Below are 14,625 nucleotides of genomic sequence, written 5' to 3'. Positions count from 1 at the left end.
ATTAATACTTGTTCCAATTTTGAATTATAGTGGGCAGGTCCCTGAACTTATTGATCACATGGTCTGGTATTTCTTCTACAAGCTGGCTATCGACTGAAGGATTACAGTCGCCATATATTGCGTGGACTGCCAGCATTCCAAGCTGTTTTGAAGGCCCAATGTCCCGCATGAGGCTGTCTCCTACAAAAAGTGTCTCGTGAGCCTCAAGTCCCATTGAATCTAATGCATACATGAAAGGTTTATGTGACGGTTTCTTCCATCCTGTCATATCAAAGGTAAAAAGTGAATCAAAACATCCGCATAAGCCAACTTTTTTAAGTCTCTTACTTGCATTTCTGTTGTCGGCATCTGTGAGTATACCTATATTCAGCTCCATGCTTTTCAGGTCGATCATTGTCTTTTTCACATCCGGATAAAGTTCAATGCTGCTGATCTTCTCTCTCTCGTATATAGTGCAGCATTCATGAAACCTCTCCAGAGAGTATACTTTGTATTCTACAAGATAATCGCTGATGTTCTCAATGTCTTCGAAGCCATGTTTTTCTCTTCGAAAATAAGATAATAGTTCATGAGGGTCGCCTGTTCCAATGTACTCTATAATGGCCGTACAGGCAGCTACTTTAGCTTTCACAAAATCAAAAAGTGTATTATCCATATCAAAAATGACACCTTTTATCTTTTTGTCTTTCATGCCTTCATCCTGTCTTTGAAACATTGTGGTACTCTATCTATCTAAAATAATGCAACATTCATATATCACATATTCGTTTAGCCAGAGCTCTGATTAAAAAAAAGTTTATATATTATTTATTAGTATACTATACTATCTATTTAATTAATGGTATTTTGAGCAATGAGGGTAAATAATGGTTACAGAACTACGAACGATGCAGAAAGATGATACTGATATACACTTGCAGATGTCAATAATTGATGAGTCATCCTCTCTTCAAAAAGAAGAGGATGGATTTTATTCATCATGTGGGCAGGCTTTCATACGTATACGGTAAAGCAGTAACATTAAAAGATTACATGTCCAGTTCTTTTGGATGACTGCAGCCAGTTCATCCATTTTTAAATTTTAATTGAAACTCCTTCCTGTTCTATCAGTCTATCTGACCTGTCTCTGTAATGGCTGAAAAGCCTCTCACCCCATAAGACTGCTGAAAGCTCGGAACTTATGATACTTGAATTATCGTATCTTCCTTCATTGTCAAGAAGTGCCAGTGATAAGAACTTGTCAGTTACAATGATGGTCGGAGGTTTCATACTTCCTTTATAAATAAATATTTTCGACCTTTGGTCTTTGAAAAGATTCTCTATCTCTTTCTCATATTCCTCTTTCAACGAGATAAAAATTGAATTCCCGTTCTGAAGAATGCTGATATTTGGTTGTATCTCTCCCTTGATGGTTTTGTAGACTTCTTCAGTCATTATCAGATCAAGTTTTTTTCCACTTTCCATGAATTCAGAAAATATAATTAGTTGTGCTGGATGATATACAGAAACAAAAGCCATGATCCTGTGCGAACCATCCATTCTTTTTAGCATCTCTTCCTGTTGTTCAAATATATTTGGAAGGGTTGGCTCACTAATTTCACACTGCCCAAGTTCACCTATCCTATAGAGTAACTCTTTTGGTATAGGACTAAGGTCATGTTCCAGCCAATAGTTCCTGTGCTCTTCATGGATTTTCAGGGTCCTCATGAAGTGTTCCATATTCTCGACAACGATCTCTCCCATAGTAGTAAGGGTACAACTACCTTTATTGTAGATTATCAGGTCCCATTCAACAAGTCTCTTTATCTGTGGTATCATGGACTTCCATGGGAAATCAAAAGCTGCCTTTATGTCCTCCGAATTCTTCGTACCATCTTTCAGGAACAGCAACAATTCCTTTCTTTTTTCAGAAAGGAACAACGTGTCAAGTAAAGAAGATTGCATAAAACCCCATTTTACTTTGCCTTTAAACACATATATAATCATTGGAAATATGTTTAGTATTCTTGTAGCTTTCTACTTTTCCAAGAGCATTAGAATATCCATTCATCTGTTGCCATATCCCTATGGTTTTGGCTATATGGAATCGAGTACAAAATATATATAAGGAGGGGAACTCAGGGAGGAATCTTCTTATGAAATACATTAGAACAATGGCATTAGTTGTAGCTGTATTCATAACAGCATCTACTTTGTTAATAGCAGTGTCATCGGCTGCTGATGGTCCTTATATGAGTGTCAAGGACCTATCTGTTAAATCTGTGGAAACAAGTTCACAAAAACATGAGGTTTTGATGATCAAAGTTGCCACTCCGCAATCTATCGAGATATCAGTGGGCGATACGGTAACCTGGAGGAATCTGCAGAGACCCAAATTTCCGATTGTGCTTATAAGTGACGAAGGACTTTGGGATGACCAGACCATCTACTACGGTAAGATATTCTCCTATGCTTTTGAAGAGCCTGGTACTTACACATTCAGCGCAATGGACAATCCTGCAATAAGCGGAACAGTTGTGGTCAACGAAAAAAGAATGTCATCTGTGGTCGATACTTCTGCCGATGAGCGTATGATGGTACCTGGTCCGGAAGCTGTAATGGGGGACCGGACCGGGGCAGTCAGTCCGATGAGACTGGATAGGGAACAGGCAATGTCTCATGGCAATGACTTCCTTATTGTTCGTGTAGCAACACCAACGGCGTTGGAGGCCTATGTAGGAGAGACCGTCACATGGAAAAATTTGCAGAGACCTAAGTTTCCTATTGTGCTTGTAAGTGAAGAAGGACTGTGGGATGACCAGACCATCTACTACGGTAAGACATTCTCCTACACTTTTGAAGAGAGCGGCACATACACATTCCATGCTCAGGATAAGCCAGCAATAACAGGAACTGTCGTGGTTATAGAAAAGGGAATGACATCGGTAGTTGATACTCCTGTCAATGGTGGTATGATGGCACCAGGTCCAGAAGCTATGATGGGAGAAGAGGTCGGTGAACCTGTTCGTTCAATGGAACAGGAGCGTGAGCAGGTCAGGGAACAAATAGTGGATCATAGCACTGAGTTTCTTATAATTCGCATAGCAACTCCCGGCTCCGTGGAGGTTGATGCAGGAGAAACTGTTACCTGGAGAAATCTACAGAGACCTAAGCTTCCTGTCGTGCTTGTAAGTGATGATGGTTTGTGGGAAGACCAGACTATCTACTACGGTAAGATATTCACTTACACCTTTGAAGAGCCTGGTATTTACACATTCAGTGTGGCAAACAATGCTGCAATAAAAGGTATCATAGTTGTAAAATAAATAAATAAATAAATAAATAAATAAATAGACAGATGGGAAATAATTTCCCATTTTTATTTTCGAATTTTGTTGAAGTTATAGGAATATGAGTTCAAGTTCCGCTTCAATCCCCTGATCCATCAGTGTGCTGTATCCGTGGGTACTGCCATTAATGCTATGGAGTGCCTTTGGTTCCTGTGCTTTGCTAAAACTGCGTTGTGCCAGTTCATAAGGTATAATGCTGTCGTTGAGGGAGTGGAACATGACAAACCTGCGTTGTACAATTTTATCCAGATAGTTGTCAGGGTCTATAGACCTGTAGAAAAGATATGCGTCCTTGTCTGTGTTCTCATCAACAACAATAACGTCTGTGTCATATCCGCTTGTGCTGATAGCCACAACACCCTTAATTTCAGGGCTGATTGCAGTTGCAATTATGGCAAACCTTCCACCATTACTAAGTCCAAACATTGCAATATTTTCGCCATTGACTTCCGTCTGGTCGCCAATGACATCTGCAGCCATTAATGCATCATGTACCATCATATATTCCACAGGTTCTTCACCATCTATGAACAGTCCAAAGTCTGCCTGTGGGTCTATTCCACCAAGATTCCTCTGGTCAATAGTGATGGAGGCATATCCTAATTCAGAGAGCAATTCAGGAACAGCGGTTTGTTGTTCTTTGGATACACCAGCACCGGGAAGAACCACAATACCTGGTACACTTGTGCCGGACTCAGGTGTCCGTATCAGTCCTTCAATATCAGAGTTCCTGCTTTTGAATGTGACCTCTTTAACAGAGTCATTGTTATCTGTCGTTGTGACATTGCCTACACTGTATTGCATATCTTCAATTTGCGAGTAAGAAAGAATACCTTCGTCCGAAACAGACCACTTAGCCTGATCATCGGAACTGGCCATTATTCCGATAACACCTGCTATCATAAGCAAAACTCCCAGAACAAGTGGCAGCATTTTGATGTTCATTTTCTGCTTTTCAGGTGTCTTTCTTTTTCCTTTGGTAGTATGCTTTTGACTCATATGATCGCCGATAATATTTACGAACCTGCCGGGAATCGAACCCGGGTTCTAAGCTCCGGAGGCTAAAGTGATATCCACTACACTACAGGTCCATTATTTGAGTATAACGATTTGCATGTTTCTCATTGAAGATAAATATAGTGTTGGACGGAATGTTGATTTAAAGGTTAATTCTAATATTGGTTAGGGTATCAGGTGGAATGGCCTGTGTTTGCTTAATGTTTGCAATGTTATTCTTGTTAAATGTGAAATGTTTTTTCTGCAGAATTTTTTGCCAATAGTTATAAATACAAAATCTGTTTTATTAGCTTTTAATATTTATTAAAAATACTAAAAGGTATGAAAATGGAATGGATTTACTTATTAATTGCAGGAGTATTTGAAACCGGGTGGGCAGTTGGACTGAAATATAGTGATGGTTTAACCAGGTTTTATCCGGTGGTGTTTACAATCGTGACTCTGATTTTAAGCATGTATCTATTGGAAAAAGCTCTGAGGACATTACCGGTTGGGACTGCCTATGCAGTATGGACAGGTATTGGGATTATTGGGACGACAGTACTGGGAATAGTCCTATTCAATGAATCCATTAATTTATCCCGATTATTTTTCATAGGACTGATAGCTGTTGGCATTGGTGGCTTAAAATTGGTGTCTGCATGATCGTGCATTACCCAATATTTAAAAGGGAACATTCAGATTCATAGAGGAGAAAAATGAGTGACATTGAGAACAAGATAATTGACATTGGTCATGAGATCTTCAAAGGCTACGGGGTTGACAATCCCACTGCACAGATTCTATCAATACTTAACTTTGAGTCAGAAGAGGTAAGTATGGAGGAGCTGGCAAAGAGAACCGGGTATAGTCTTGCCTCCATCAGTCTTAAGATTAAAAATATTGAACATTTCTGGGGTATAAAAAGAATACAAAAACCCGGGTCTCGTAAGACATACCTTCTCATGGAAAAGGATCTGTTAGATGCTTTTGCTATCCAGATTAAAAATGGTTTTGCAACTGAATTAGAAATTGCAAAAACGAAAATACCTCCTCTTATAGAAGAATACAGATGTAATGCCACGACTCAGGAACAGGAAACCAAACTGGATACATACGAAAATTACCTTGCAGAGATAAACCGCTTTGAAGAATTGATCCAATACATATACGCTCAGATCTCTGATTTGAAAGAGAATAAAGTTTAAGCTGCTGTTGAGTTCTTATCAAACAGTCTTTTTAGATTTAAGAAGGCAATATATGCAGGTGATTTTGTTCATTGAAGAATAATTACATCTATAATGTCCGTAACACGTTGTTTTTCATTCAATTACTGACATGATCTGATTGTTTGCAAATGATTAAATACGGCAAACTCATTCAAGTTGCTCTTAGTACCCCATTATCATCAGGATGTCCATTGTATGAAACATGAAAGATATGATATGCTTGCAACCCAGAGCATAAGAAAACTCATCTTCAAGCTTTCAACACCTGCAATTATAGGACTGCTTGTACAGGCATTCTATAACCTCGTGGACACCATATTTGTGGGTAGGGGGCTGGGAGATGATAGTGCTCTTGGAATAGCAGGCATTTCCATTGCATTCCCTATACAGATGCTTATGATGGCAATAGCCATGGGTATAGGCATTGGAGGTGCATCTGTCATCTCGAGAACATTGGGAATGGGAGATTCAGATAAGGCAGAAAGAACTCTGGCTAACATGGTCACACTGGTAATTATATCGAGTGTGGTCTTTACGGTTCTGGGATTATTATTTATTGACCCCCTGTTAAGGTTATTTGGAGCTTCTGAGAGTGTACTACCCTTTGCAAAGGAATATACAAAGTATATTCTCATGGGGACTATATTTTTTACTTTTTCTGCAGCTATGAGCAACGCCATAAGAGCAGAGGGTCATGCAAAGTTTGCCATGGCTGTTATGCTAGTCTCAAGTGTTGTGAATATAGTACTCGATCCGATCTTTATCTTTGAGTTCAACATGGGAATTATGGGGGCTGCTGTTGCAACAGTCATCTCTCAGATGATCGGTGCTGTAATGATAATTCACTATTATAGAGGCAGCATTAACATGGTGGCGTTTAAACCGGAATATATGGCACTGGATCCTGTTCTTTCTCAGGAAATTGTAAGCATAGGCATGTCCGAATTTATTTTCAATTCGGTGGAAAGTCTGGTGTTTATTCTTTTGAACCAGAGTCTCCTTGTTTATGGAGGGGATATGGCAATTGCTGTATTTGGTATTATCATCAAGGTGTTTATGATATTCCTGATGCCAATTATAGGTATCAAGCATGGAATACTGCCCATATTCGGTTTCAACTACGGTGCTAATGATTTCGGGAGGGTCAGGGAAGCTGTCTCTCTTTCAAATTACATCGCATTCGGTATGTGCGTAATTAGTGTCCTTATTATTTTCCTAATTCCAGAGCAGATATTCAGGGTTTTCAGTAGTGATGCCGAACTGCTGGCTATGGGAGTACCAGCAATAAAAATAAGCTTCCTCATGATGCCCTTCATAGGAAGTCAGATAGTGGCTACGGCTTTACTCCAGTCTATGGGTAAATCAAAACAAGCATTGGTAGTAACACTTTCAAGACAGGTGTTTTTCCTGCCACCTCTTGTACTAGTTCTACCATTATTCATGGGTGTGACAGGTATATGGCTATCATTCCCGGTATCCGATTTTCTTGGATTTGTTGTAGCAGTGGTTCTGATGAAAAAGGAAGTAAACAAACTTGGGGTAACAAAAATAAAGGCAATTGATGCATAAAGCGTGTCTCATTTCAAATGTGTGTATAAGCAATTTATGATGACGTTTTTTTTGTAAGACTATGTAATAATTGTGATGTGGGAAGTAGTATTTGTGTCCGTGCAAACAAGACCATATTGCAGGTTGATGAGTTTTGTGACTTTGGTCTAGTTTCTTTTTTTGTAACTATTCAGCCTAGCTCACTTCCACCAAGCTGATTTCTTCATCCACGATCAATTCTGCAACTTTGGAACAAATGAATTGCCATAAAATATTGCACTAATTGCATCGATAACAGATTCAGAATTCTTATTAACAGTAGACACGTATCCTCTTATACGGCAGAAATTTTTTGCACCCTGTTCACTGCGGAAAGTACCTGATATCTTCTGCTGTACTTTCGTCATTCTGATCTCTCTTTCAGCCTGATTGTTATCAAACGGAACGTTTTGGTCGTACATAAATCGCAAGATATCCTCTTTATGGCCAATAAACCTATCCAGCAAATTCTTTACCGTGGTCTGCTTCTTACGTCCTCGTTTTTTAGACCGCACATTTGATTCCGGATCAGGAGGATTTTCATTCACTCCTAAACAAGTTATGTGATCATAATCCTCACTGAACCTTTGAATTAGCTCAGTATCTAAAAGATCATTATCAACATGATGTTTAATGCATATCAAGAGATCACTCATTATCTTTGGCCACTGTTGATCCCTGTTTTCGGAAGCTCCAGTTAACTCTCGTAATAAATGTGCATTACATAATGAATGTTGACATTCATATTTGTTGTACGGTTTCCAAAAATCATGTGTTGCAACACCAGTGTAACCTGGTAATATGCCCATAGCATCCATTGCTTCTGAGCCCCTTTTGCGATGTGCAAAATAATAGGTCAGTTTGTCTGTACCTGCCACATGAAGCCAATTACGAACTGCATTTATTCTCATTCCTGTTTCATCCAGATTGATGACAGGAGATTCTTTCAGGAGATGTTTCACTGTATTTTCAAAAGCTCCAAGCTTCTCAAAACAACTACGTTCCGTGTTCACCAAAGTAGCAGGACTTATCTTGCATCCCAAAATATCAGAGAACAACTTGGTAACACGCTGATAAGGAAGTAATTGGTAAGTGTGCAAATAAACTGCAAATGACTTAACTCGATGACCGTATTGAGTCGGCTGAGTTACACCATCTGGAAAAAGAGCTTTGTTTACATGAGAACATTTGGGACATGTTTTAATCTCGCAACGATGTTCAATGCAATTGATAGTTATAGGAGGAATGTCAAAGACCTGTCTTCTTTCATAGTCAGAGGGAACAGAAGCTAACGATCTCCCACAATTGACGCATTGATTAACAGGATGAACAATAACTTCATCCGGATCATCATTTATTCTTAATGTAGTACCAGGATGACCGTTTTGACCACCTACATGCTTATTGGTCTTTTTTCTTTGACTTTTAACGGTTGGTTTATTCCGTGCATAAGAATCAGTAGAAGGTGGTTTGCTACTGTTGCGACTATTCTTTTCAAGCATTTCTTCCAAATGCCTGACACGCTCTTCAAGTTGTGCAATTTGGAGAGATTGATGTTCAATTATCCCAAGTAATCGAGTTACAAGTTCTACTACTGCTTCTGGACCAGCTTCATAAACTGCAAGTATTTCTTCGCGGTCTATACAAATCCCCTCAGATTGATAGACGTTTTTTATGATATTTTACTGAATATTTTTTAACACATAGAATGAAGCCATAGTATATTGTTTTTTGCATCATTAAAACAGTCAGGCTGAATAGTTACCTTTTTTTAAAATATGCTCAAAATATTTGTTTGCCGGCATGCGAACAAAAGTGTTAAATACCACAGGTGTCTATTATGTGTATTCACAATTGTGAAGAAAAACGTTTTCCAAGGTTTCGGACTCATTCATCACAGTTTGAATCCGGGCATTGGATTGTGGTCTTTTCGACCTTTGTTGCAGGAGTTATCATAACTCCTGCTAAAAAACGTATTAACCTGAAAGTCTAAAACCCCTAATTTTATTTACTATCACCTATTCAGGCAGGACCATGAAAGTAAAATTACCATCCGGTAAAACCGAAGAAATGAATTTAGGACCAATTACTGTTGAAGAGTTGCTGCGTGAGCTGAAGATCAGCCAGGGGGAAGTGCTTGTGTCAAGGGATGGTCATATCATTCCTGTGGATGCTGTACTCAATAACGGTGATGATATTCGTATAATGCAGGTTGTTTTCGGTGGCTGACCGGGAAAAGACTGGTTGAAGCACTGTCTATATAGGTTATAGCTGAAAGGATGGATAAATCTTCTTTTTCAGCATATTTTTTCATCAGGAAGAGTTTCATGTAATATGGAATACCATATTATTTTTTGTTTTCGTCATTGACGCACTGCTGTCCATCTTCACGCAATTGCCGGCAAATACTGCAAATTCTCTCAGCAAGATCATCTACTCGATTTTCTTTCATATCTTCTGCAAGAACTCGTATGGATTTTTTGATATCTTCTCCAAATACTATTCGATAACCTCTTTTCTTGGAGAGGTATTGTGAAACAGCTGAAGGTGCCATGTCCAGTTCTTTGGCAACTTCCTGCTGCGAAAGTCCGCAGTTAACAAGTTCTTCTGCGATTGCTGCTCTGATGGCAGGTAAAACATCCCAGACAATTGTCTGACAGGGTAATTTCATGATATTGATTTCCTCTTGATTTTAATAGATTATATTTTATGAATCTTACTCACAATTGTGAATAACGTCTAAGTCTTAAAGTCTTTTCTCTCTCATAGGCTCAACCCTAATGGCAAGGATAGCTTTTTTCCCTTCGGTGAAGGAATGTACACAGAACTTGGATGAGAAGAAAAGATATCTAATTTCCTCATCGATAAGTTGCTTGAAATAGAAGGAAGTACAGTATTATTTGAGAACTCCAGAAAACATGAACTTTCAAAGGTTGACACCATCGGAAGCTAAGTCCCTGTAATCTATAGTCTTTCATGGGAAAAGGTCAACTATCATGTAGAATTACTTCAGAGAATATTATTAACAGATTTGAGGGATGTGTATCATGTTAAGCAAGGAAGAGCTTGAACGTTACAACAGGCAAATAATGCTTTTAGGTGAAGATGGCCAAAAGGCATTAAAGAATGCAAAGGTTTTCATTGCAGGTGCAGGAGGACTTGGATGTCCGGTTGCACTTTATCTTGCAGTTGCCGGTGTGGGGCAACTGAGAATTGCAGATCGCGATTGCGTGGAACTAAGCAATCTTAACCGACAGGTGCTGCACTGGGAGGCTGATATCGGCAGAGCAAAGGTATCGTCTGTCGGAGATAAGCTCCAGGCCGTAAATCCTCACATAGATATAGAAACATTTCACCTTACAATAGATGAATCAAACGTCAGGAAGCTTGTAGGGGATGCAGATCTCATAGTTGATGCCATGGACAATTACTCTATCCGTTATCTCCTAAATCAAGTTGCCTATGAAAAAAGTATTCCACTGATTCATGGAGCTATAAGTGGTTTTGACGGGCAGGCTATGACCATAATTCCCGGGGAAAGTGCATGTTTCAACTGTGTTTTCCCTTCAGCTCCGCCAACAGAAGTCTTTCCAGTTGTTGGTGTTACTCCTGGTATAATTGCTATGATACAGGTCAATGAAGTTATCAAGTATCTGGTAGGTACTGGTAGACTTCTGACAAACAGGCTTCTCATCTGGAATGGGCTTTATTCGGAGATGGAAACTCTCAAGGTATCCAGAAGACATGATTGCAAGGTATGTGGTAAAACCGTCAAATCACAGGCGTAATCACATGATTCAAATATACATGTTCTATTATACAGGATACAAAATTCAGCGAAATTTCACATATTTTTAATAACACCTTTATATAATTAAATCGCATATTCTTTACAAAAGAACCAGGCGGTGTGCGTGTCGACAGAGATAACGTTTTTGAGCTAGAAAATGCCCTTCTTTCCCTGAACAGAGTTGCAGCAGGTAACATCGTAAAAAAAGAATTTACCGGGGATAATGCTTTTGAGCTTATCCAAGAGCTTATTGCTCCTACTCTTGAAAAAATCGGAGCTATGTGGGCAAGTGGCGAAATTGCATTATCGCAGGAGTATATGGCAAGCAAGATATGTGAGGAAATAATGGAATCTATACTGCCTGCCGAGAGTCCTGACAGGAAGGACATGCCAATAATAGGTATTACAACCCTTGGGGATGAACATATGCTTGGAAAACGTATCGTTTCTTCATTCCTTAAGGCCAATGGATTCAATATGCATGATTATGGTGATATGGGGCCTGAAAAAGTTGCCAGAAAGGTCAAAGAAGATGGTATCGAGGTTCTGATGGTTTCGACACTAATGCTTAATCTTGCCCTTAATATCAAAAATCTCAGATATATCTTTGACCGCGAAGGTATCAAAGCAAAAATAATAGTGGGGGGTGCACCGTTTTTGTTTGACCGTCAGCTGTGGAAAGAAGTTGGTGCTGATGCTATGGCAGTTGATGCTACAGAGTCTGTCAGTAAGATATATAATGTTCTGGGGTTATCGCAATGAAAAGTGAAGCAATGACTCCCATGGAAAGAGTCCTGACAGCCCTTAATTATGAAGAAGCGGATAGAGTTCCATTCTTCCACCTGCTTACAACACAGGGATCAAAAGAATTCAATATTTCTATCGAGAAATATTTCTCAAAGCCTGAAATGGTTGCACAGGGCCAGATAAAAATGCAACAGAAATATGGTCATGATTGCTACTATTCTTTTTACTATGCATCACTTGAGCTTGAAGCATGGGGAAGAAATTCTATTTTCTACTCTGATGCCCCTCCGAATGCTGGCAAGCCAATAATATCTGATTATGAGAACATAGGGTCGCTGGAAGCGCCTGATGTTTTTGAATCGCAACAATTACAGAAAGTTCTGAAGACCACAGAACTGATCAAGAAACATGCAGGTGAAGATATCCCCATAATTGGAGTAGTTATGTCTCCCTTTGCATTGCCGGTTATGCAGATGGGATTTAATCGTTTTTTTGATTTGATATACGAGGAACCTGACAAGTTTGAAGAACTTATGCGCATCAATGAAGAATTCTGTATCAAGTGGGCCAATGCCCAGATAGAGTCAGGCGCAACTGCAATCTGTTACTTTGATCCTGTATCGTCCTCAACTATCATTCCGCCTGAACTTTACAGGAAAACAGGATTTAAGGTTGCCAAAAGTGCAATTCCCAGAATTAACGCACCTGTTGCAACTCATATGGCTTCAGGAAGATGTCTTCCCATAATAAATGATATTATAGAAACGGGAACTTCTATTATTTGTACAAGTGTACTGGAAGACCTTGGAGAAATAAAAAATGAATGTAATGGAAAAGTGTCAGTAATGGGTAACCTGAATGGAGTTGAGATGCGGCACTGGACTCGTCAGGATACTGAATATCATGTAAAGGAAGCAATTCAAAAGACTGCGAATGGCGGTGGTTATATTCTCTCTGATAACCACGGGGAAATACTTTATCTTGTTCCTTCAGAAGTTATCATGAATATTTCTGATTCCGTAAAAAAATGGGGTCAGTACCCGGAGTAGAATATTATGTTTTATGATCATTACATTGTTGCACCCGTAAATATCCGGCAGGAAATCGAATATATCCTTAATTCTGAAAGTCAATATGAAGGGATAAAATGCGCCTTTTTTAAGTCTTCTCAGGATACTCCAAAGTCTGAAATAATCCTTGGTATCATCAGGGAGCAAAAATGCGACAATGATATACTGCTTCTGTGTGATACATCATGTCCCGAAGTTTGCATTCCGGAAGAGTATTCTGGCTCTGTTAAAATTCATAAGACTGAAAATATTTATGACTTGTTTACTGAGAGTCAGGCTTTGCAGGAGTATGAAGATGCAGGTTCTTTTATTGTAGCTCCCGGATGGCTGGAAGACTGGCAGAATAATCTGAGGTCTATTGGTATGTATGACGATAATTCAGCGTCCTCATTTTCTGAATTATATTCATCTATTTTGATTCTGGACATAGGCATTCATTCCGATTTTGTTTTCAAGGCAGAAGAATTTTCCAAATTTGTAGATGTCCCATTCAAAATATTAAATGTTGGGATGGGATACTTCAGTGTGGTCTTTGATAACCTTATACTTCGATGGAGTATTGAAAAGAAGCAAAAACAGTTGAAATTATGCCAGAGAAAAGCGGCTTCATATGCTATGTCTATTGATTTGTAACTATTCAGCCTACCACAATTAGCCTATTGATACTGATTTAATCAAAACGGAGATGTTTGCTCACTAACAACCTAAGAATCAAAAAAGCAATCAATGACAACAATCAAAATTAATGATCCTAATAAAATGTAGGTCTCAACTTTTTGTCAAGATTGCTATTGATAGTGTTTTTATCAGGCTGAATAGTTACATTGATTTTATCAAAACAATTGCTGATATTACAGATGAATCTGTTGAAATCAAATCGATTTGTAAATTGTTCAGTACAATGTTCGCTCCGAAGAATGTTGTTTACCATTCTTTTTATGAAGATGAGGTAGAAGTTCAGTACTGCAAATCCTTTGAAACCAAACATGGTGTCATAATGAAATTGAGAGATTCTGATGAAAGCTATGTTGTGTTTGATACGGAAGATGGTTTCGCGATAAAAGTTTTGATGGCAGATACTCTCTTTGGTATTATCGAGGTGCATGGCATTGCTTTTCCGGAAAATCTGGATGAGTATCTAAGTGTTGCTTTTGATCTTGCAAAGGCGTCAGGACTTGCGATATCCAATATAAGGCGCTATCATGAAGTATTCAGATCAAAGGAAGAGCAGGTGAAACTTACCGAAATGCTTCGTAATACAAATCGTATTCTAAGGCATGACATTGCTAATGATCTTCAGGTCATCATGGGAGCTTTAGACTTGCTTGAGGAGAAGGGGGATGAAAAATTTATTTCTATGATAAGAAAAGCTTCACAAAAAAGTGCTTCTCTTATAAAAGATGTAAAGGAAATTGATCAGGTCTCAGTTGTTGATGAACAGCTTAAACTTTTGAATGTCAAAAATCTGGTGGATAATGCTATAAGTGCACATGCAGCAAAATTCAATGTAACTGGAAACTGTCTGGTTATGGCTGATAATGCTCTGGCTTCAGTTTTCGATAATATTGTCAGTAATGCTCTGGTTCATGGAAATGCCAGCAAGGTCGATATTGAAATATTGAATCAAAATGGCATCTGTGAAATTTTAATTGCTGATAATGGTATTGGAATTCCTGATGCAGTAAAATCCAGAGTTTTTGATGAGGGATACAAGTATGGAAAAACCGGGAATACCGGATTTGGATTGTATATAGCTAAAAAAACAGTTGAACGGTACGGTGGCTCTATACGTGTTGAGGACAACAAACTGTCAGGTGCAAAATTTGTAATTGAATTAGATGCTGCGTCAGATTATAAAAAAGAAGATGAATAGTAAG

The 14,625-nt window shown here is 38.8% G+C and carries 16 protein-coding genes and 1 tRNA gene; 11 read left to right on the top strand and 6 right to left on the bottom strand.

Going from position 1 to position 14,625, the window contains the following annotated elements:
- Position 1: 1 nt before the first annotated feature.
- Positions 2–715, bottom strand: a complete 714-nt coding sequence (locus WN948_RS12725) for an HAD family hydrolase (protein ID WP_342304567.1) — start codon at positions 713–715, stop codon at positions 2–4.
- Between the two features lie 151 nt (positions 716–866).
- Between WN948_RS12725 and WN948_RS12720 the strand changes: the two genes are divergently transcribed.
- Positions 867–1,010: a hypothetical protein gene (locus tag WN948_RS12720; protein ID WP_342304566.1), complete on the top strand. Its 144-nt coding sequence runs from the start codon at positions 867–869 to the stop codon at positions 1,008–1,010.
- A gap of 64 nt (positions 1,011–1,074) precedes the next feature.
- On the opposite strand, the gene WN948_RS12715 is transcribed toward WN948_RS12720, so the two are convergent.
- The gene (locus WN948_RS12715; RefSeq protein ID WP_342304565.1) at positions 1,075–1,944 is read right to left on the bottom strand and encodes a winged helix-turn-helix domain-containing protein; all 870 of its coding nucleotides are present in this window, start codon (positions 1,942–1,944) and stop codon (positions 1,075–1,077) included.
- 191 nt (positions 1,945–2,135) lie between these two features.
- On the opposite strand from WN948_RS12715, the gene WN948_RS12710 reads away from it, so the two are divergent.
- Complete coding sequence (locus WN948_RS12710; protein WP_342304564.1) at positions 2,136–3,305, top strand: hypothetical protein; 1,170 nt, start codon at positions 2,136–2,138, stop codon at positions 3,303–3,305.
- Between the two features lie 75 nt (positions 3,306–3,380).
- On the opposite strand, the gene WN948_RS12705 is transcribed toward WN948_RS12710, so the two are convergent.
- Together WN948_RS12705 and WN948_RS12700 are read right to left on the bottom strand one after the other, a co-directional pair.
- The gene (locus WN948_RS12705; protein ID WP_342304563.1) at positions 3,381–4,328 is read right to left on the bottom strand and encodes an acetylxylan esterase; all 948 of its coding nucleotides are present in this window, start codon (positions 4,326–4,328) and stop codon (positions 3,381–3,383) included.
- Positions 4,329–4,348: 20 nt separating this feature from the next.
- Positions 4,349–4,420 (bottom strand) — tRNA-Arg (locus WN948_RS12700).
- A 247-nt stretch (positions 4,421–4,667) separates the two neighbouring features.
- Here WN948_RS12700 and WN948_RS12695 point away from each other — a divergent pair.
- From WN948_RS12695 to WN948_RS12685, 3 genes are all read left to right on the top strand, one after another.
- Entirely contained in the window at positions 4,668–4,991 is a 324-nt protein-coding gene (locus WN948_RS12695; protein ID WP_342304562.1) for a multidrug efflux SMR transporter, read from the top strand.
- A gap of 53 nt (positions 4,992–5,044) precedes the next feature.
- Positions 5,045–5,533 carry a hypothetical protein gene (locus WN948_RS12690; RefSeq protein ID WP_342304561.1) on the top strand — a complete coding sequence of 163 codons (489 nt, stop codon included), beginning with the start codon at positions 5,045–5,047 and terminating at the stop codon, positions 5,531–5,533.
- A 216-nt stretch (positions 5,534–5,749) separates the two neighbouring features.
- On the top strand, positions 5,750–7,123 hold the full coding sequence (locus WN948_RS12685; RefSeq protein ID WP_342304560.1) for an MATE family efflux transporter: 1,374 nt from the start codon (positions 5,750–5,752) through the stop codon (positions 7,121–7,123).
- A gap of 212 nt (positions 7,124–7,335) precedes the next feature.
- Here the strand turns inward: WN948_RS12685 and WN948_RS12680 are convergent, their stop codons facing one another.
- Positions 7,336–8,790, bottom strand: a complete 1,455-nt coding sequence (locus tag WN948_RS12680; protein ID WP_342306477.1) for an IS66 family transposase — start codon at positions 8,788–8,790, stop codon at positions 7,336–7,338.
- Between the two features lie 385 nt (positions 8,791–9,175).
- On the opposite strand from WN948_RS12680, the gene WN948_RS12675 reads away from it, so the two are divergent.
- A complete protein-coding gene (locus tag WN948_RS12675) occupies positions 9,176–9,370 on the top strand; it encodes a MoaD/ThiS family protein (RefSeq protein ID WP_342304559.1) in 195 nt (64 codons plus the stop codon).
- A 118-nt stretch (positions 9,371–9,488) separates the two neighbouring features.
- On the opposite strand, the gene WN948_RS12670 is transcribed toward WN948_RS12675, so the two are convergent.
- Positions 9,489–9,812, bottom strand: coding sequence for a helix-turn-helix domain-containing protein (locus WN948_RS12670; protein WP_342304558.1), 324 nt, complete (start codon positions 9,810–9,812; stop codon positions 9,489–9,491).
- Between the two features lie 376 nt (positions 9,813–10,188).
- Between WN948_RS12670 and WN948_RS12665 the strand changes: the two genes are divergently transcribed.
- The 5 genes from WN948_RS12665 (at position 10,189) to WN948_RS12645 (ending at position 14,621) form a co-directional block, all read left to right on the top strand.
- Positions 10,189–10,929 (top strand): HesA/MoeB/ThiF family protein, encoded by a 741-nt coding sequence (locus WN948_RS12665; RefSeq protein ID WP_342304557.1) that lies wholly within the window; start codon positions 10,189–10,191, stop codon positions 10,927–10,929.
- A 122-nt stretch (positions 10,930–11,051) separates the two neighbouring features.
- Entirely contained in the window at positions 11,052–11,693 is a 642-nt protein-coding gene (locus WN948_RS12660; RefSeq protein WP_342304556.1) for a cobalamin-dependent protein, read from the top strand.
- On the top strand, positions 11,690–12,727 hold the full coding sequence (locus WN948_RS12655) for a uroporphyrinogen decarboxylase family protein (protein ID WP_342304555.1): 1,038 nt from the start codon (positions 11,690–11,692) through the stop codon (positions 12,725–12,727). Before WN948_RS12660 ends, WN948_RS12655 begins: the two co-directional genes overlap by 4 nt.
- Before the next feature lie 6 nt (positions 12,728–12,733).
- Positions 12,734–13,381 carry a DUF1638 domain-containing protein gene (locus tag WN948_RS12650; RefSeq protein WP_342304554.1) on the top strand — a complete coding sequence of 216 codons (648 nt, stop codon included), beginning with the start codon at positions 12,734–12,736 and terminating at the stop codon, positions 13,379–13,381.
- A gap of 364 nt (positions 13,382–13,745) precedes the next feature.
- Complete coding sequence (locus tag WN948_RS12645; protein WP_342304553.1) at positions 13,746–14,621, top strand: HAMP domain-containing sensor histidine kinase; 876 nt, start codon at positions 13,746–13,748, stop codon at positions 14,619–14,621.
- Positions 14,622–14,625: the final 4 nt, after the last annotated feature.

The organism is Methanolobus sp. ZRKC5 (assembly GCF_038446525.1).
Taxonomy (GTDB): Archaea; Halobacteriota; Methanosarcinia; order Methanosarcinales; family Methanosarcinaceae; genus Methanolobus.
Note: the sequence above shows the minus strand (reverse complement) of the source record. Positions and strands in the feature narration are given on the sequence as shown.